This window comes from Serratia sp. JKS000199, assembly GCF_900215455.1.
In the GTDB taxonomy this organism is placed as follows: Bacteria; Pseudomonadota; Gammaproteobacteria; order Enterobacterales; family Enterobacteriaceae; genus Serratia; species Serratia ureilytica.
In genome coordinates this window covers 2,769,424-2,787,893 of the sequence record NZ_LT907843.1, presented here as the reverse complement: position 1 = coordinate 2,787,893, position 18,470 = coordinate 2,769,424, and the positions used below count along the sequence as shown (strand labels likewise).

The following is an 18,470-nucleotide window of genomic DNA, read 5'->3' as shown; positions in this document are numbered from 1 at the left end:
GCTGAGTGAATGATGGCAGGGGGATTATTTCAGCCCCAACGCCTTGGCGACGCCGGCGCCGTAGTCCGGGTGCACCTTGGTGAACAGCTCGACCTGACGGCGCTGGATGTGTTCCGGCACCTGCGACAGTTCGCCGGCGATGCGGGTGAACATGCGCTGGTGCTCTTCGGCGCTCAGCAGGTTGAACAGCGCGCGCGGCTGGCTGTAGTAATCGTCGTCTTCACGATGATTCCAGTGGTCGGCCGCGCCCTCAATGCTCAGCGGCGGCTCGCTGAAGTCCGGCTGCTCCTGGAACAGGCCGAAGCTGTTCGGTTCGTAGGTGGCGCCGTTGCCGCTGTTGCCGTCCACGCGCATCGCGCCGTCGCGATGGTAGTTGTGGAACGGGCATTTGGCGCCGTTAACCGGGATTTGGTGGTGGTTGACGCCCAGGCGGTAGCGGTGCGCATCGCCATAGGAGAACAGGCGGCCCTGCAGCATTTTATCCGGCGAGAAACTGATGCCCGGCACTACGTTGGCGGGGTTCATCGCCACCTGCTCAACTTCTGAGAAGTAGTTGTCGGGGTTGCGGTTCAGCTCGAAATAGCCGACGTCGATCAGCGGGTAGTCGCCGTGCGGCCACACCTTGGTCAGATCGAACGGGTTATACGGCGTCTGCGAGGCTTCGTGTTCCGGCATGATCTGAATTTGCAGCTTCCAGCGCGGGAAGTCGCCGCGTTTGATCGCGTCGAACAGATCGCGCTGTGAGCTTTCGCGATCCTTGGCGATGATCGCTTCCGCTTCTTCATCCATCAGGTTTTCAATGCCTTGTTCGCAGCGGAAGTGGAATTTCACCCAGAAACGTTCGTTGGCGGCATTGATAAAGCTGAAGGTGTGGCTGCCGAAACCGTGCATGTGACGGTAGGATTTCGGAATGCCGCGATCGCTGAAGTCGATGGTCAGCTGGTGCAACGACTCCGGCAGGTGGGAGAAGAAGTCCCACTTGTAGACTGGGTTGCGCAGGTTGGTATGCGGATCGCGTTTTACCACGTGGTTGAGATCGGGGAATTTCAGCGGATCGCGCAGATAGAACACCGGCGTATCGTTACCCACCAAATCCCAGTTGCCTTCTTCGGTATAGAACTTCATGGCGAAACCGCGAATGTCGCGTTCGGCGTCGGCCGCGCCGCGCTCACCGGCGACGGTGGAGAAGCGGATAAACATGTCGGTCTGCTTACCGATTTCGGAGAAGATCTTGGCACGCGTGTAGCGGGTGATGTCATGGGTGACGGTAAAGGTGCCGTAGGCGCCGGATCCTTTGGCGTGCATGCGGCGCTCGGGGATGACCTCGCGGTCGAAGTGGGCCAGTTTTTCCAGGAACCACACGTCCTGCAACAGCATCGGGCCGCGTTTGCCCGCGGTGATCACGTTATTGTTATCGACAACCGGGGCGCCGGCTGCGGTGGTCAGTCCTTTCTTGCTCATCACTTGCTCCTTATCGTAGTGCAGTTAAGTAAAGACTCGGGCGGTTTAAGCGTTCATCAGCATAGTCCTTTGGCGGGGCTTCTTCCCCTGACCTTGGTCAAAGCCACTACTAGTTGTAGCCCTATTGCCGAGCGACGGCAAATAGGTCTCGGTTATCGTTGGCATCGCCTTGACGAATATGGATTTTTGTTTGCAAATTTTTACATTTATTTGATTATTGAAGAATTTTTTCGCTTTTATCCCTTAAATACTCATTGCGCTTTGGTATAGACTCATGACGTTATTATTTTGCGTTGATTCGATCATTCGGTACGGATGACAAACCAGAGGGAAAGATGATGAAAAAGACTTGGGTCGCGTGCGCGGCAGGATTGCTGTTTGTGACCGGCGCGGCGAACGCCATCAGCGTGTCGGGCGAAGCCGGGCAACACTACACCAACCTGGGCGTTGGTATGAGCACCGGCTCTTCAGGTCTGGACCTGACCGGCAACTGGGCGCGCAGCGACCACGACGGCAACGTCGGCAGCGTGGGGTTGAACTTCGGCGTGCCGCTGGGGCCGTTGACGGCGACCGTGGGCGCCAAAGCGCTGTACCTCAGCCCGAAAGACGGGAAAAGCGGCGGGGCGGTGGCGCTGGGCGGCGGCCTGGAGTGGGAAATTAACCGTTACTTCAGCCTGCACGGCGAAGGTTACTTTGCCCCTGAGTCTTTCACCAGCGGCGTGAAGGCCTATAACGAAGCCAGCGGCGGCCTGCGCTGGAAGTTCCGTCCGCTGAGCGTGGACGTGGGCTACCGTTACATGCAGATGGAAGGCAAAGACGGGCGTCGCGACAACACCCTGGCCGATGGCCCTTATGTCGGTGTCGGTCTGAGCTTCTGACGCTCAGCAAAAAGGGGCCATTGCGGCCCCTTTCTCTTTATCATTCTTTGTCTTTCGTCGCTTACCCGACCGCCGGCAGCATGCCGCTGGCGATGCCCAGTTGGATGGCGATCACCGTTACCCCACAGACAAACACCAGCGCCAGCGCAGGGGTGCCGCCCCAGACGCGATATTGTGCCTGATGCTTTTGGCGAGTTTTCCACACCAACAGCGAAGGCAGCAGTAGCGCCAGCACCGACAGGGCGATGGCGGCGAAACCCAACGCCAGCACGAAACCACGCGGATAAAACAGCGCGAAGGCCAGCGGCGGCAGGAAGGTGATGGCGCCGGTTTGCAGGCGGCCACGCACGTTATCTTGCCGCTTGAACAGGTCAGCCAGGAAATCGAACAGCCCAAGCGCAACGCCGAGGAACGAGGTCGCCAGCGCCAGATCGGCGAACAGGTGCACCGCCAGTTCAACGTGCGGTGAAGCTACTGCATCACGCACCGCCTGCAACAGGCCATTCAGCCCGGCCTGCTGCGCCAGAATGCCGACGAAGGTGTCAGAGCTGATGCTGCCCAACGTCGCTAGCTGCCAGAAGATATAGGCGATCAGCGGGATGGCGCTGCCGATGATAAACACCCAACGCAGTTTGCGAATGTTGCCGCCCATGTAGTTGACGATGCTCGGCACGCTACCGTGGAAGCCGAATGAGGTGAAGATCACCGGAATGGCCGATAACGCCAGACCTTGCTCCAGCGGCAACGTCATCAGATTGGTCTGGTGGATATTCGGCAACATCAGGCCGAGCATCACCACCAGAAACACCACTTTCGCGCTGAACAGGATGCGGTTGAACAAGTCGACCGAGTGGGTGCCGATGCACACCACGCCGCCGGCCACCAGGGTGAACAGCAGGACGCCGAGCGACACCGGGAAGTCCTGCGATGTCCATTGGCTGATGCTGGTGGCGAGCAGTTCGCCGGCGCCGCTAATGTAGGCGGCGGTGAGGGCGTACATCAGGAACATCATGCTAAAGCTGGTCAGCCACTGGCCGCCGCCGCCGAGATAACGTTTGGCGAGCGTGCCCAGACCGGTATCCGCCTGCTCATGCTGGTAAACCTCCACCAGTAACAGCGCGGTGTAACACATCAACAGCCACAGCCCGACCAGTAAGGCCAGCGTGACGCCGAAACCGACGCCGGCCGCCGCCAGCGGCATCGCCAGCATCCCGGCGCCAATGGTGGTGCCCGCCACGATAAAAACACTGCCAAGAGTGCGATTCTTCACGTTTTTTCTCTACCAGCCGAAAGATTTTGAAAATTATAGGTAACGATTTATGAGGATGGCAGGATAGTGGAAGCCCTAATTTGTGTCAAACCGGCGTTACGCGCATTGTAAATTAAAGTTTACAACCTTGCGAGCGGCATGGCGCATGATGAACGACGCGATGGCGGAAATAATCCGACGGCGGCTAGTGAAAAGTTATTTACGGGCTTCTATAGTGGAATGACCAAAAAATGTGGGAGAGATCAATGTTAAGGGTGGAGATGCTCAGCACCGGCGATGAGGTGCTGCACGGGCAAATTATTGATACCAACGCCGCCTGGCTGGCGGACTACCTGTTCCAGCAGGGCGTGCCGATGAGCGGGCGGGAAACGGTAGGGGACAGCCTCTCTGCTTTGATCGAGATCCTGCAGGAACGCAGCCATATCGCCGATGTGCTGATCGTCAACGGCGGCCTGGGGCCGACCAGCGACGATTTGAGCGCGCTGGCCGCCGCGAAAGCCTGCGGCGTAGAGCTGATTGAACGGGCTGACTGGCTGGCGCGCATGGAAGCCTATTTCGCCGAGCGCGGGCGGCCGATGGCCCCTTCCAACCGCAAGCAGGCGCAGATCCCGGCCAATGCAGAAATGCTGGATAACCCGGTGGGCACCGCCTGCGGTTTCGCGTTGCAGCTGAACCAATGCCTGATGTTCTTCACCCCCGGCGTGCCTTCGGAATTCAAAGTGATGGTCGAACAGCAGATCGTGCCGCGTCTGCGCCAGCGCTTCACTTTGCCGGCGCCGCCGCTGTGCCTGCGTCTGACGACGTTCGGTACCTCCGAGAGCGATCTGGCCGCCGAACTGGACAGCCTGCCGCTGCCGCCGGACGTGGTGCTGGGTTACCGCTCGTCCAGCCCGATCATTGAGCTGAAGTTGACCGGGCCGGAAAGCCGGCGCGCGGAGATGGAGCTGGCCTGGCGACGCGTGCGCGAGGTAGCGGGGGACAACTGCATCTTCGAAGGCACCGTCGGGTTGCCGGCGACGCTGACGCAGCGCCTGAATCAGCAAGGGCTGAAGCTGGCGTTGAGCGAGCAATTCAGCGGCGGCTTGATCAACCTGCAGCTGCAGAGCGAAGGCGCGCCGCTGGCGGGGGGAGAGCTGCTGCCGGCCCACTGCATCGAAACGCTGGAAACGACGCTGGCGCGCGCCCGCTCGCTGGCGGAATTGACCGGCGCGCCGTTGGCGTTGGCGGTCAGCGCCATGCGCGATGAGCAGGTGAGCATTGCGCTGCACACGCCGCGCGGCGGGATTGGCCAGACCGTGCGTTATCGCGCGTCGCGCCACGGGCTGCGGCTGCGGCAGGAGTCGGTGGCGATGCTGGCGCTGGATATGCTGCGCCGTTGGCTGAATGGGGGCCAGGCGTGCGGTAAAAACGCCTGGCTGGAGGTGGTGGAAATTATCGAGTGACGCTCATGGCGCTGAGTTGTCTGCCTCACTGTTTTGTTGTAGCCGTTCGGACGCCAGGCGTGAAAGATGTATTGCCGCCGCGCCTCGCGTTTGCAGCTCTGTACCGTAGTTCCTGAGCGCCTGCGCGGCGCTGTCTGAGTGCGCCAGATGCGCCGCCAGGCTGGCGGCGTCTACCAGCGCGGTGTTGGCGCCGAGCCCACCTGCCGGGCTCATGGCGTGCACGGCGTCGCCGAGAAAGGCGATGCGTTCGCTGTGCCATTCCGGCATCGCCGCCGTAACCTGCACCGTCCGCACGCTGAGCGATAGGGGATCCGCCAGCGCTAACGCCGTTTGCAAGGCGGGCGCCCATCCTTGCGAGATATGCCGTACGCGCGCCTGCAACGCGGTGTTCTCCTCCAGTCCCGGGGCTCCGCCGAGACGTTCAGCCGAACCGATACAGGCCCAATAGAGATAGTCGTCGACCGGCGAGAGGCGGCAATCGGGCGCGTAGTCGGCCGCCAGTTGCGCCATGGGGGCCTGAAAGCGCATCGGTTCAACCACCAGCGACACGCCGTCGGCGAAGATCACCGATACGCCGTTCAGCAGCTCAGGGGCCAATTGGGCCCGGGTCGCCGCATCGAGCGGCGTTTTGCCGTAGAGGGTGACCGCACCGCTGTCTTCTGGCCCCGCCTCGGGCAGGCAGCGCCGCCGCACCAGCGAGTTGACGCCGTCGGCGGCGATCAGCACATCGACCCGCACGTGTTCGCCGTTGGCGAACTGAAGTTCCACACCCTGCGGCGTTTGTGCAAATTCATGCAAGGTATGGCCGAAACGTACCCGGTCTTGCAGGCCGGCAAGCAGGATCTCGCGCAGCGTTTGGCGATGAATGCCGAGATCGCCGCCCGGTTCTTGTGTTTGGTGCTGGCTGGAGGGCAACCAGTGCTCGGGGCGCCGGCCGATGAGCGGGGCAAGCTGCGGATCCCATAGATTGCTCTCGCCGCTGTTTTGCGCGCTGCCGGCGCAGAGCAAGCGGTAGTGCGTCGGCGGCAGGCAGGCGGCCAGCGCCTGCTGGCCCGACGGATCGATGCGCAGCCGGTAGCCCTGATCGCGTGCTTGCGGTGTGGTGTCGCGTTCAAACACCGTGGCGTGGATGCCAAAGCGGCGCAGTCCCTGAGCCAGACACAGGCCGCCGGGCCCGGCGCCGATAATGCCAATGCTGAGTGTTGTCATCATGTTCCCTCGTGAGTCAGTGGCCGCAGACGGTCGCGGCCGGAAGCATTTCATTATGTCGGTGCAGGAAAAGGTTGGTATAACGGTATCTGGACTAAAAATAGTGATTAGTGGCCAATATGAATGCGAACCTTCACGCCCTCGACGCTGACTGCAGCGAATGGTCGACGGGCCCCTGGCTGATCGCCCTCGGCGGCCGCGACGCGGCAGGCCGGGAGTATCGGTTGGGCACGCGCGAATACGACTGGCATCAGCATGTGCGCGGGCAGTTGCTGTGCGTTGAAAGCGGTTTGCTGCATGTAAGCACGGCGCAGGGCGATTGGGTGCTGCCGCCTCAGCGGGCGGGTTGGATCCCGCCGGCGACGGAGCACCGGGTGCAGGTTTGCGGCGCGCTGAGCGGTTGGAGTTTACTGCTGGCGCCGGAGGCCTGCCACGATCTGTCGAATACACCTTGCGTTATCGGCATCAGCGCAGTGCTACAGGCGCTGGCTCAGCGTGCGGAAGGTTGGGACAAACGCAGCGCGCTTACCCTGGAGCAGGAGCGTATGGCGCAGGTGATGCGTGACGAGATACGGCTGGCGCCGACGGAGCCGCTGTATTTACCGATGTCGTCCCATCCGCGCCTGGCCGGCGTTCTGCAGGCCTTGCTGGCGCAACCGGGGAGCGAACGTTCACTGGAGGCGTGGGCTGAATGGGGGGCGATGTCGCCGCGTACCCTGCGGCGGCTGATGATCGGCGAGACGGGGTTGAGTTTTGCCCAGTGGCGTCAGCAGGCTCGGTTGTCATATGCGTTGGCGAAGCTGGCCGAAGGCGAAACGGTGCTGCAGATTGCGGAGGCGCTGGGGTATGCCTCGCCGAGCAATTTTATCGCCATGTTTCGTAAAGCCTTCGGCGATTCCCCGGCGCGTTATTTTTCCACATCGGCGGGAAAGGGGCGCTAAGCGAAATACTTTGAGGATAGTTATATATCCCTGATTAATCATAATCTTATAGGGGATATTCGCGGTGAGGGAATGCTGTTACTCTCTTGACGGGTGCTTGAGACTGTTCGTCTTGGGCATTGTGTGACAAGGCGGATAGATGAAAGCCCCAGACTGACTCTCAATCAGAATGGGGCTGCACATACCGCCTAGACACCGGTATGGTAGCCCCTTCACAGCAAGGAGGCAAGCATGCGCTTAAGGCATGTGTTTCACTCGCTAACCGTTGTATGTATTACGGTTTTGTTATTTATCTGGATGATAAGAGACTCGCTGTGCGAGCTGAAAATCTACCAGGAAAATATCACTATCCTGATCAGGTTGGCGTGTGAGGTGAAGCGGTAATCCTAGGGCGGGGGCAACCCCGCCTTCTGGTCTCCAGGCGCGGTTTCCGGCACCCGACTTTACATTTCCAGCTCGATATCCGTCAGCGGCATGCAGCAGCAGGGCAGGATTTCACCGGCGTTGATAAACGCCAGCGGCTGTTGGCGGTAGGCCACTTCGCCTTTCACCAGCTTCAGACGGCAGGCGCCGCAATAGCCGGAGCGGCATTGGTACTCTACCTGCACATCGTGCAGTTCCAGCACGTCGAGCAGGCAGTTTTCACTGTTAGGGCAAGAGAGCTGCGTGCCGGCGGCGCGCAGCGTTACGGTTGGCGTCGCCATCGCTTACAGTTCGAAGTCGCTCAGGTCGTCGGCGTTGATCTCCGAGTCGATCTGGCCAACCAGGTAAGAGCTCACTTCCACTTCCTGCGGCGCTACCTGCACGTTGTCGGACACCAACCAGGCATTGATCCACGGGATCGGGTTGGAGCGGGTTTCGAACGGCAGACCGAGGCCGACCGCCTGCATGCGGATATTGGTGATGTATTCCACATACTGGCACAGGATGTCTTTGTTCAGGCCAATCATCGAGCCGTCGCGGAACAGGTATTCCGCCCACTCTTTCTCCTGCTGGGCGGCCAGCACGAACAGATCGTAGCACTGCTGCTGACATTCCTCGGCGATCTCCGCCATTTCAGGATCGTCGGCGCCGGAACGCATCAGGTTCAGCATGTGCTGGGTGCCGGTCAGGTGCAGCGCTTCGTCGCGGGCGATCAGTTTGATGATTTTGGCGTTGCCTTCCATCAATTCGCGCTCGGCGAAAGCGAAGGAGCAGGCAAAGCTGACGTAGAAGCGGATCGCTTCCAGCGCGTTCACGCTCATCAGGCACAGGTACAGCTGCTTCTTCAGCGCACGCAGATTGACGGTGACGGTTTTTCCGTTCACCTGGTGGGTGCCTTCACCCAGCAGGTGATAGTAGCTGGTCATCTCGATCAGATCGTCGTAGTAGCCGGAAATGTCTTTCGCGCGCTTCTTGATCTCTTCGTTGGTGACGATGTCGTCGAACACCAGCGCCGGATCGTTGACGATGTTGCGGATGATGTGGGTGTAGGAACGGGAGTGGATAGTCTCGGAGAACGACCAGGTTTCCACCCAGGTTTCCAGCTCAGGGATCGAGATCAGCGGCAGCAGGGCGACGTTCGGGCTGCGGCCCTGGATGGAGTCCAGCAGGGTCTGATACTTCAGGTTGCTGATGAAGATGTGCTTCTCATGCTCCGGCAGCGCCTGGTAATCGATGCGATCGCGGGAAACGTCAACCTCTTCCGGGCGCCAGAAGAAGGAGAGCTGTTTTTCGATCAGTTTTTCGAAGATTTCATGCTTTTGCTGGTCGAAACGCGCAACGTTTACCGACTGGCCGAAGAACATCGGCTCTTGCAGCTGGTCGTTTTTGGTCTGAGAAAAAGTGGTGTAAGCCATAAGCCTGAATCCATCGTAACGTGGCTAAATGAAGGGGCCGGAAAATTCCGGCCCGCTAGGTCAAACTTTAGATCTTGCAGGCGCCGCTTTCGCAGTCGTCATCGCCGGCCTTGGCAGGCTGCAAATCTTCCTGGGCGTCTTCCGCACCGTCGCGGGTGTTTTGGTAGTACAGCGTTTTCACGCCGAACTTGTAGGTGGTGAGCAGGTCTTTCAACAGCTGCTTCATCGGCACCTTGCCGCCCGGGAAGCGGGTCGGATCGTAGTTGGTGTTGGCCGAAATCGACTGGTCGATGAATTTCTGCATCAGCCCCACCAGCTGCAGATAGCCGTCGTTGCTCGGCATTTCCCACAGCAGCTCGTAGTTGTCTTTCAGACGCTCATACTCCGGCACCACCTGGCGCAGGATGCCGTCTTTCGACGCCTTGATGCTGATGTGACCGCGCGGCGGCTCGATGCCGTTGGTGGCGTTGGAAATCTGCGAAGAGGTTTCCGACGGCATCAGGGCGGACAGCGTCGAGTTGCGCAGACCGGTTTCCTGGATCTCTTTACGCAGGGTTTCCCAGTCGTAGTGCAGCGGCTCGCTGCAGATCGCATCCAGGTCTTTCTTGTAGGTGTCGATCGGCAGGATGCCCTGCGAATAGGTGGTTTCGTTGAACCACGGGCAAGCGCCTTGTTCCTGCGCCAGACGGTTGGAGGCTTTCAGTAGGTAGTACTGAATGGCTTCGAACGTCTTGTGGGTCAGGTTGTTGGCGCTGCCGTCGGAGTAGCGCACGCCGTTCTTCGCCAGATAATAGGCGAAGTTGATGACGCCGATGCCCAGGGTGCGGCGACCCATTGCGCCACGGTGCGCGGCCTTGATCGGATAATCCTGATAATCCAGCAGGGCGTCCAGCGAACGTACCGCCAGGGTCGCCAGCTCTTCCAGATCGTCCAGGCTGTCGATCGCGCCCAGGTTGAAGGCGGACAGGGTGCACAGTGCGATCTCGCCGTTTTCGTCGTTGACGTCTTCCAGCGGCTTGGTCGGCAGGGCGATTTCCAGACACAGGTTGGACTGGCGCACCGGCGCGATCTGCGGATCGAACGGGCTGTGGGTGTTGCAGTGGTCGACGTTCTGGATATAGATACGGCCGGTAGAGGCGCGTTCTTGCATCATCAGCGAGAACAGCTCAACCGCTTTCACGCGCTTCTGGCGAATGCTGTCGTCTTTCTCGTACTGGGTGTACAGGCGCTCGAATTCGTCCTGATCGGCGAAGAACGCGTCATACAGCCCCGGCACGTCGGACGGGCTGAACAGGGTGATGTCTTCGCCTTTGATCAAGCGCTGGTACATCAGACGGTTCAACTGCACGCCGTAGTCCATGTGGCGCACGCGGTTGCCTTCAACGCCGCGGTTGTTTTTCAGCACCAGCAGGCTTTCCACTTCCAGGTGCCACATCGGGTAGAACAGCGTTGCCGCGCCACCGCGCACGCCGCCCTGCGAGCAGGATTTGACGGCGGTCTGGAAGTGTTTGTAGAACGGGATGCAGCCGGTATGGAAGGCTTCACCGCCACGGATCGGGCTGCCCAGCGCGCGGATGCGGCCGGCGTTGATGCCGATGCCGGCGCGTTGCGAAACGTATTTCACAATGGCGCTGGAGGTGGCGTTGATGGAGTCCAGGCTGTCGCCGCACTCGATCAGCACGCAGGAGCTGAACTGGCGGGTTGGGGTGCGCACGCCGGACATGATCGGCGTAGGCAGCGAAATCTTGAAGGTGGAAATCGCGTCGTAGAAACGTTTGACGTAATCCAGACGAGTTTCACGCGGGTAGTTGGAGAACAGGCACGCGGACACCAGCATGTACAGGAACTGGGCGCTTTCGTAGATCTCGCCGCTGACGCGGTTCTGCACCAGATACTTGCCTTCCAGCTGCTTGACGGCGGCATAAGAGAAGTTCATGTCGCGCCAGTGATCGATAAAGGAGTCCATCTGCTCGAACTCTTCAGCGCTGTAGTCTTCCAGCAGATGTTTATCGTATTTGCCCATCTCGACCATGCGGGTCACGTGAGCGTGCAGCTTCGGCGGTTCGAACTGGCCGTAAGCCTTTTTACGCAGGTGGAAGATCGCCAGGCGAGCGGCCAGGTACTGATAGTCCGGCGCATCGCGGGAGATCAGATCGGCAGCGGCTTTGATGATGGTTTCGTGAATGTCGGCGGTTTTGATGCCGTCATAAAACTGAATGTGGGAACGCAACTCTACTTGAGAAACCGAGACGTTGTGCAATCCTTCTGCGGCCCAATCGATGACCCGGTGGATTTTGTCGAGGTTGATGCGCTCTTTACGGCCATCGCGTTTAGTTACAAGCAGACTTTGGTTCATGTGGTGTTTTACCTGTCCGTATGGTGCCCCTAAGCAGAAGTGTAGTCGCTCTGCTCAGTATGTAAACACTATATATAGGGGTTGTATGTCGGTGAGGTAACAAGATAGTGAGAAAAAACGGCGTTTGCAAGTGAACAAAACCGGCCTAATTTGTGGATAACTTGGGGGTGAAATGTAACTTGCCGTTCGCAGTGCGCGCCGTGACTGGCGCGACAAGCTTGTCAATAAGCGAGATCAGATTTTACTGAAAAACTGAAAAAACCGATCGTTTGGCGTTTTATTAAACGTTAGAAAAAAACGGCATATTGATCTGATTTAATATTCTAAAAAACTGTCTACAACCACGATTTTGATCGAAGTCGCGGAAATTAGGTATTTTTCCTAACAGCGCGTTGGCGCCGAACCCCGATAACGCAGGGCCGGCGCGGTTTACAGCGCTCAGCCTTCGTGCTGGGTGTGCACCATGTAGTTCACGTCAACGTTGCGCCCAAGCTTGAAATGATCGGTGATCGGGTTGTAATGCAGGCCGATCATGTGCTTTTCGCGCAGCGGCGTGCCGTCGACCCAGCCGATCAGTTCGGAAGGGCGAATAAACTTCTTATGATCGTGGGTGCCCTGCGGCACCATCTTCAGCACGTACTCCGCGCCGATCACCGCCATCAGCCAGGCTTTGGTGTTGCGGTTGATGGTGGAAAAGAACACGTGGCCGCCCGGTTTCACCAGTTGGGCGCAGGCGCGCACCACCGAGGCCGGATCGGGCACGTGCTCCAGCATTTCCATGCAGGTGACCACGTCGTAGCGCTGCGGGTTGGCCTGAGCGTGGCTTTCCACCGTCTCCTGCACGTAAGTCACGTTCACGCCGCTTTCCAGCGCGTGCAGCCGGGCGACCTGCAGCGGCTCCCCGCCCATGTCCAGACCGGTCACTTCGGCGCCTTCGCGCGCCATGCTTTCCGCCAGAATGCCGCCGCCGCAGCCCACGTCGAGCACCTGCTTGTCAAAAATGCCGCCGGCGCGCTGCATGATGTAGTTCAGGCGCAGCGGGTTGATGTGGTGCAGCGGTTTGAACTCGCCTTCCAGATCCCACCAGCGGGAGGCGACGGCCTCGAACTTGGCGATTTCCTGGTGGTCAACGTTTTGCACTCGGCTGGATGATTCTGCGTTCATGGGCTTGTCTGGCTCCTTGTTCTCGTTGCGCGGATTATACATGTTCCGGCGCGGCATCGTCTGCGTCGATGCGTTTTTAGCGCACTAATCTGTACAATTTCCGTGAAACAGCGGCGGTTATTTTCCCGTAAAGCGTGCTTTGTGATATAGTTTTACACCTTTGCCACTATGGCAGCGGGCAGATGAATCATTAGTAGAGGGATAGCAGCTCCATGAGCGACCTTGCCAGAGAAATCACACCGGTAAACATCGAAGACGAGTTGAAAAACTCGTATCTGGACTACGCGATGTCCGTTATTGTCGGACGTGCGCTGCCAGATGTTCGTGATGGACTGAAGCCGGTTCACCGCCGCGTTCTTTACGCGATGAGTGTATTGGGTAACGACTGGAATAAACCATACAAGAAATCGGCCCGTGTCGTCGGGGACGTGATCGGTAAATATCACCCGCACGGTGACAGCGCGGTTTACGACACTATCGTGCGTATGGCTCAGCCGTTTTCACTGCGCTACATGCTGGTGGACGGTCAGGGTAACTTCGGTTCCGTCGACGGCGACTCCGCCGCGGCGATGCGTTATACCGAAGTGCGCATGTCCAAGATTGCTCACGAACTGTTGGCGGATCTGGAAAAAGAAACCGTCGACTTCGTGCCTAACTATGATGGCACCGAGCAGATCCCGGCCGTTATGCCGACCAAGATCCCGAACCTGCTGGTCAACGGCTCGTCGGGCATCGCCGTGGGCATGGCCACCAATATTCCGCCGCACAACCTGGCTGAAGTCGTCAACGGCTGCCTGGCCTATATCGATGATGAAAACATCAGCATCGAAGGGCTGATGGAACACATCCCGGGGCCGGACTTCCCGACGGCGGCGATCATCAACGGCCGTCGCGGCATTGAAGAGGCCTACCGCACCGGGCGCGGCAAAGTCTACCTGCGCGCGCGCGCGGAAGTGGAAGCCGACGCCAAAACCGGCCGCGAAACCATCATCGTTCACGAGATCCCGTATCAGGTGAACAAGGCGCGTCTGATCGAAAAGATCGCCGAGCTGGTGAAAGAAAAACGCGTAGAAGGCATCAGCGCGCTGCGTGACGAGTCCGATAAAGACGGCATGCGCATCGTGATCGAAGTCAAACGCGACGCGGTCGGCGAAGTGGTGCTGAACAACCTGTATGCGCTGACGCAGCTGCAGGTTACCTTCGGCATCAACATGGTCGCGCTGCATCAGGGGCAGCCTAAGCTGCTGAACCTGAAAGATATCCTCGAAGCCTTCGTGCGCCACCGCCGCGAAGTGGTCACCCGCCGCACCATCTTCGAACTGCGCAAGGCCCGTGACCGCGCCCATATCCTGGAAGCGCTGGCTATCGCGTTGGCTAACATCGATCCGATCATCGAGCTGATTCGCCGTGCGCCGACGCCGGCGGAAGCGAAAGTCGCGCTGGTGGCTCAGCCGTGGGATCTGGGCAACGTCAGCGCCATGCTGGAACGCGCCGGTGACGACGCCGCTCGCCCTGAGTGGCTGGAGCCGGAGTTCGGCATCCGCGACGGCAAGTACTACCTGACCGAGCAGCAGGCTCAGGCGATTCTGGATCTGCGTCTGCAGAAACTGACCGGCCTGGAGCACGAAAAGCTGCTGGACGAATATAAAGAGCTGCTCAACTTCATCGCCGAGCTGATCTTTATTCTGGAAAGCCCAGAGCGCCTGATGGAAGTGATCCGCGAAGAGCTGGTGGCGGTCAAAGAGCTGTACAACGACGGCCGTCGCACCGAGATCACCGCCAATACTTCCGACATCAACATCGAAGACCTGATCAACCAGGAAGATGTTGTGGTGACCCTGTCTCACCAGGGCTACGTGAAGTATCAGCCGCTGTCCGACTATGAAGCTCAGCGCCGCGGCGGCAAAGGCAAGTCCGCCGCGCGCATTAAAGAAGAAGACTTTATCGATCGCCTGCTGGTGGCCAACACCCACGATACGATCCTGTGCTTCTCCAGCCGTGGCCGCCTGTACTGGATGAAGGTGTATCAACTGCCTGAAGCCAGCCGTGGCGCGCGCGGCCGCCCAATCGTCAACCTGTTGCCGCTGGAAGCCGATGAGCGTATCACCGCCATTCTGCCGGTGCGCGAGTATGAAGAAGGGCGTCACGTGTTCATGGCCACCGCCAGCGGTACCGTGAAGAAAACCGCGCTGACCGAGTTCAGCCGTCCGCGCAGCGCCGGCATTATCGCCGTCAACCTCAACGAGGGCGACGAGCTGATCGGCGTCGATCTGACCGATGGCACCAACGAAGTGATGCTGTTCTCCGCCAACGGTAAAGTGGTGCGCTTCCCGGAAACGCAGGTGCGTTCGATGGGCCGTACCGCGACCGGCGTGCGCGGCATCAACCTCGGCGAAGGCGACAGCGTGATTTCGCTGATCGTGCCGCGCGGCGAGGGCGACATTCTGACCGTCACGCAAAACGGCTTCGGTAAACGTACTGCAGTCACCGAGTACCCGACCAAGTCACGCGCCACCCAGGGGGTTATCTCCATCAAGGTGAGCGAGCGTAATGGCCAGGTGGTCGGCGCCGTGCAGGTGGAAACCAGCGACCAGATCATGATGATCACCGATGCCGGCACGCTGGTGCGTACCCGCGTTTCGGAAGTCAGCGTGGTCGGTCGTAACACCCAGGGCGTGACGCTGATCCGTACGGCGGAAGACGAAAACGTCGTCGGTCTGCAGCGCGTGGCCGAGCCGGTGGAAGACGAAGAGCTGGACAGCCTGGAACCGGGCGCGGAAGCGGTGGAAGAAGACACTACGCCGCTGGACGATGGCGACGACGCGGCTGAGCCGATGGACGACGACAACGTTTAAGCAAGGTGAGGGCGTCGGCATGCCGACACCGTAATGCACTGAGACAAAAGGGCCTGGCAGCGATGCTAGGCCCTTTTTCAGTTATATGGTTTAATTGGCGCACCGAGCCGCCGGCCGCTGCGCCGGCGACAACGCGCGCCGCCACTGACTTTCGTATGGTATCCGATTGAAATATTTAGCCTCTTTTCGAACTACGCTGAAGATATCCCGCTATCTGTTCCGGGTGCTGGCGATTTTGCTGTGGTCGTTGGGAGCGCTGCTCACCACCTTTTATATTCTGAATATCCTGCATCAGAAAGAATCGGACATCCGCCAGGAGTACAACCTCAATTTCGATCAGGCGCAGGGCTATATTCGCCATTCCGCCGACATCATACGCGACATCAAGTACATGGCGGAAAACCGCCTCAACGGTTCGGTCAGCGGCCTGGACATGTTCAGCGGCGTGATCCCCGGCAAGGGCAGCCCACCGCAATTCTATCCGCTGTATCCAGAGTCTAATTGCGCCCTGAGCGCCACTTACCGCAGTTCACTCGATTCGCTGAGCGGCCTGATCCAGTATTGGAAAGAGAACTTCGTGGCGGCCTACGATCTCAACCGGGTGTTCTTTATCGGCGGCGACAGCCTGTGTCTGGCGGAATTCGGCGGCGGCAACGCGGTCGCCAACCGGGAAAACATGCTGAAGCTGCTGCACGAGCGCATTCTGAAATACCGCAACGCCAAGAATCTGGACAAAGACAACAACCTGTATTGGATTAGCCCCAGCGCGCAGCGGCCTGACATCGGTTATCTGTATGTGCTGACGCCTCTCTATATCGGCAACAAGCTGGAGGCGCTGCTGGGCATCGAGCAAACCGTCCGGCTGGAAGATTTCGTCACCGCCGGCAACCTGCCGATCGGTGTCACGCTGCTGGATGAAAACAACGATCCGATACTGCGCCTGGCGGATGGCGATCGCTATGCCGCTGCGCTCAACAGCTACCCCGAAGAGCATGCTTACTTCGGTTATGTCGACAACTACCGCGATCTGATCCTGAAAAAAGCGCTGCCGCCTTCATCGCTGAGCATCGTTTATGCGCTGCCGGTGAAAAGCGTGGTGGAACGCTTCAAAATGCTGATCCTCAATGCGCTGTTGCTGAACCTGTTGTCGGCTATCGTGCTGTTCACGCTGGCGTGGCTGTTTGAGCGCAAAATGTTCCTGCCGGCGGAGGACAATGCCTTCCGGCTGGAAGAACACGAACAGTTCAACCGCAAGATCGTCGCCTCGGCGCCGGTGGGCATCTGTATCCTGCGCATCAGCGATGGCACCAATATTCTGAGTAACGAACTGGCGCACAACTACATCAACCTGTTGACCCACGAAGATCGCGATCGCATTACGCGCATCATCTGCGAACAGCAGGCGAACTTCGTCGATGTGATGACCAGCAACAACAATAATCTGCAGATCAGCTTTGTCCATTCGCGTTACCGCAACGAAGAGGTGGCGATCTGCGTGCTGGTGGACGTCAGCGCGCGCGTGAAAATGGAAGAGTCGCTGCAGGAGATGGCGGCGGCGGCGGAGCAGGCCAGCCAGTCTAAATCGATGTTCCTGGCCACCGTCAGCCATGAGCTGCGCACGCCGCTGTACGGCATTATCGGCAACCTCGATCTGCTGCAGACCAAGGCGTTACCGCCAGGGGTCGATCGGCTGGTCAATGCGATGAACAACTCTTCCGGGCTGCTGCTTAAAATCATCAGCGATATTCTCGACTTCTCCAAAATCGAGTCCGAGCAGCTGAAGATTGAACCGCGTGAGTTCTCCTGCCTGGAGGTGATCACCCATATCGCCGGCAACTATTTGCCGTTGGTGGTGAAGAAACGTTTGGGGCTGTACTGCTTTATCGAGCAAAACGTGCCGGAGCGTATCTTCGGCGATCCGGTGCGGCTGCAGCAGGTGCTGTCCAACCTGGTGAACAACGCCATCAAGTTCACCGATACCGGCTGCATCGTGCTGCAGGTCTGCACCCGCGGCAGCTACCTGGAATTCAGCGTGCGCGATACCGGCGTCGGTATTCCGGAGAAGGAGATCTCACGCCTGTTCGATCCGTTCTTCCAGGTGGGCACCGGCGTGCAGCGCCACTTCCAGGGCACCGGTTTGGGGCTGGCGATCTGCGAGAAATTGGTCAACCTGATGGACGGCGACGTCTCCGTCGAGTCCGAACCGGGGCTGGGCAGCTTGTTCAGCATTCGCATTCCATTGTTTAACGCCCAGTTCCCGATCCCGCAGGCCAGCGATACCTGGCAGGGCCGGCGGCTGTGGCTGGATATCCGCAATCAGCGGCTGGAAAGCTACCTGATGGCGATTCTGGGCGGCTACGGCGCCGATATCCAGCGCTATGACGGGCAGGAGACCGCCGCCGACGAGGTGATGCTCAGCGATTATCCGCTGATGCTGAACACGCCGCTGTTGGCTCAGATCCAGTTCTCGACCGAACATATCGGCCCGTCGCTGGAAACCCGGCCAGGCTATTGGATGCACAGCACCTCTACGCCGCGTGAAACGCTGACCTTGATCAACCGATTGTTCGGCGTCGGCAACGGCGCGGCAGAGGCGCTGGTGCAGCTGCCGGTGCCCGCCAAGGCCAGCGCGGCGGACAACGGCGATATTCATCTGCTGGTGGTCGACGATCATCCGATCAACCGTCGTCTGCTTTCCGATCAGCTGGGGTCGCTGGGGTATCAGGTGGTGACCGCCAACGACGGCGTAGACGCGCTCGCCGTACTGAAACAGCACCACGTCGATATTGTGTTGACCGACGTCAATATGCCAAACATGGACGGCTATCGCCTGACGCAGGCGCTGCGGGAGATGCAGTTCAGCGCGCCGGTGATCGGCGTGACGGCGAACGCGTTGGCGGAGGAGAAGCAGCGCTGTCTTGAGGCGGGCATGGATAATTGCCTGTCGAAACCGGTTACGCTGGAGACGCTGGAGCAGACATTGGCTTATTACAGCCAGCAGGTACGCTACAACCGCAGCGAGGCCTGAAAAGCAAACAGGCACGGCGGATGCCGTG

Annotated in this window: 13 protein-coding genes; 6 read left to right on the top strand and 7 right to left on the bottom strand. The window is 59.3% G+C overall.

The genetic code is table 11. The features are described from left to right. Nucleotides 1-24: 24 nt before the first annotated feature. On the bottom strand, nucleotides 25-1,461 hold the full coding sequence (gene katA / locus CPH57_RS13270; RefSeq protein WP_025303647.1) for a catalase KatA: 1,437 nt from the start codon (nucleotides 1,459-1,461) through the stop codon (nucleotides 25-27). A 338-nt stretch (nucleotides 1,462-1,799) separates the two neighbouring features. Here katA and CPH57_RS13265 point away from each other — a divergent pair, with 338 nt between their 5' ends. Continuing rightward, nucleotides 1,800-2,339, top strand: coding sequence for a YfaZ family outer membrane protein (locus tag CPH57_RS13265; RefSeq protein WP_096242448.1), 540 nt, complete (start codon nucleotides 1,800-1,802; stop codon nucleotides 2,337-2,339). 61 nt (nucleotides 2,340-2,400) lie between these two features. On the opposite strand, the gene tyrP is transcribed toward CPH57_RS13265, so the two are convergent. Then, nucleotides 2,401-3,609 (bottom strand): tyrosine transporter TyrP, encoded by a 1,209-nt coding sequence (gene tyrP, locus CPH57_RS13260; RefSeq protein ID WP_004935940.1) that lies wholly within the window; start codon nucleotides 3,607-3,609, stop codon nucleotides 2,401-2,403. Nucleotides 3,610-3,854: 245 nt separating this feature from the next. Here tyrP and CPH57_RS13255 point away from each other — a divergent pair, with 245 nt between their 5' ends. Continuing rightward, entirely contained in the window at nucleotides 3,855-5,051 is a 1,197-nt protein-coding gene (locus CPH57_RS13255) for a nicotinamide mononucleotide deamidase-related protein YfaY (RefSeq protein WP_033651929.1), read from the top strand. A 3-nt stretch (nucleotides 5,052-5,054) separates the two neighbouring features. Here the strand turns inward: CPH57_RS13255 and CPH57_RS13250 are convergent, their stop codons facing one another. Then, nucleotides 5,055-6,263, bottom strand: coding sequence for an NAD(P)/FAD-dependent oxidoreductase (locus CPH57_RS13250; protein ID WP_231922806.1), 1,209 nt, complete (start codon nucleotides 6,261-6,263; stop codon nucleotides 5,055-5,057). Between the two features lie 116 nt (nucleotides 6,264-6,379). On the opposite strand from CPH57_RS13250, the gene CPH57_RS13245 reads away from it, so the two are divergent. Together CPH57_RS13245 and CPH57_RS24850 are read left to right on the top strand one after the other, a co-directional pair. Next, nucleotides 6,380-7,201, top strand: coding sequence for a helix-turn-helix domain-containing protein (locus CPH57_RS13245; RefSeq protein ID WP_033651927.1), 822 nt, complete (start codon nucleotides 6,380-6,382; stop codon nucleotides 7,199-7,201). Nucleotides 7,202-7,432: 231 nt separating this feature from the next. After that, entirely contained in the window at nucleotides 7,433-7,585 is a 153-nt protein-coding gene (locus CPH57_RS24850; RefSeq protein WP_004935921.1) for a Hok/Gef family protein, read from the top strand. Nucleotides 7,586-7,644: 59 nt separating this feature from the next. On the opposite strand, the gene yfaE is transcribed toward CPH57_RS24850, so the two are convergent. From yfaE to ubiG, 4 genes are all read right to left on the bottom strand, one after another. Next, the gene (gene yfaE / locus CPH57_RS13235; RefSeq protein WP_015378558.1) at nucleotides 7,645-7,905 is read right to left on the bottom strand and encodes a class I ribonucleotide reductase maintenance protein YfaE; all 261 of its coding nucleotides are present in this window, start codon (nucleotides 7,903-7,905) and stop codon (nucleotides 7,645-7,647) included. A gap of 3 nt (nucleotides 7,906-7,908) precedes the next feature. After that, entirely contained in the window at nucleotides 7,909-9,039 is a 1,131-nt protein-coding gene (gene nrdB, locus CPH57_RS13230; RefSeq protein ID WP_019453694.1) for a class Ia ribonucleoside-diphosphate reductase subunit beta, read from the bottom strand. A 67-nt stretch (nucleotides 9,040-9,106) separates the two neighbouring features. Then, entirely contained in the window at nucleotides 9,107-11,395 is a 2,289-nt protein-coding gene (nrdA, locus tag CPH57_RS13225; protein WP_033632525.1) for a class 1a ribonucleoside-diphosphate reductase subunit alpha, read from the bottom strand. A gap of 438 nt (nucleotides 11,396-11,833) precedes the next feature. Then, complete coding sequence (gene ubiG / locus CPH57_RS13220; protein WP_096242846.1) at nucleotides 11,834-12,559, bottom strand: bifunctional 2-polyprenyl-6-hydroxyphenol methylase/3-demethylubiquinol 3-O-methyltransferase UbiG; 726 nt, start codon at nucleotides 12,557-12,559, stop codon at nucleotides 11,834-11,836. Between the two features lie 212 nt (nucleotides 12,560-12,771). Here ubiG and gyrA point away from each other — a divergent pair, with 212 nt between their 5' ends. Continuing rightward, on the top strand, nucleotides 12,772-15,414 hold the full coding sequence (gyrA, locus tag CPH57_RS13215; protein ID WP_033643840.1) for a DNA topoisomerase (ATP-hydrolyzing) subunit A: 2,643 nt from the start codon (nucleotides 12,772-12,774) through the stop codon (nucleotides 15,412-15,414). A gap of 166 nt (nucleotides 15,415-15,580) precedes the next feature. After that, complete coding sequence (gene rcsC, locus CPH57_RS13210) at nucleotides 15,581-18,442, top strand: two-component system sensor histidine kinase RcsC (protein WP_033643839.1); 2,862 nt, start codon at nucleotides 15,581-15,583, stop codon at nucleotides 18,440-18,442. Nucleotides 18,443-18,470: the final 28 nt, after the last annotated feature.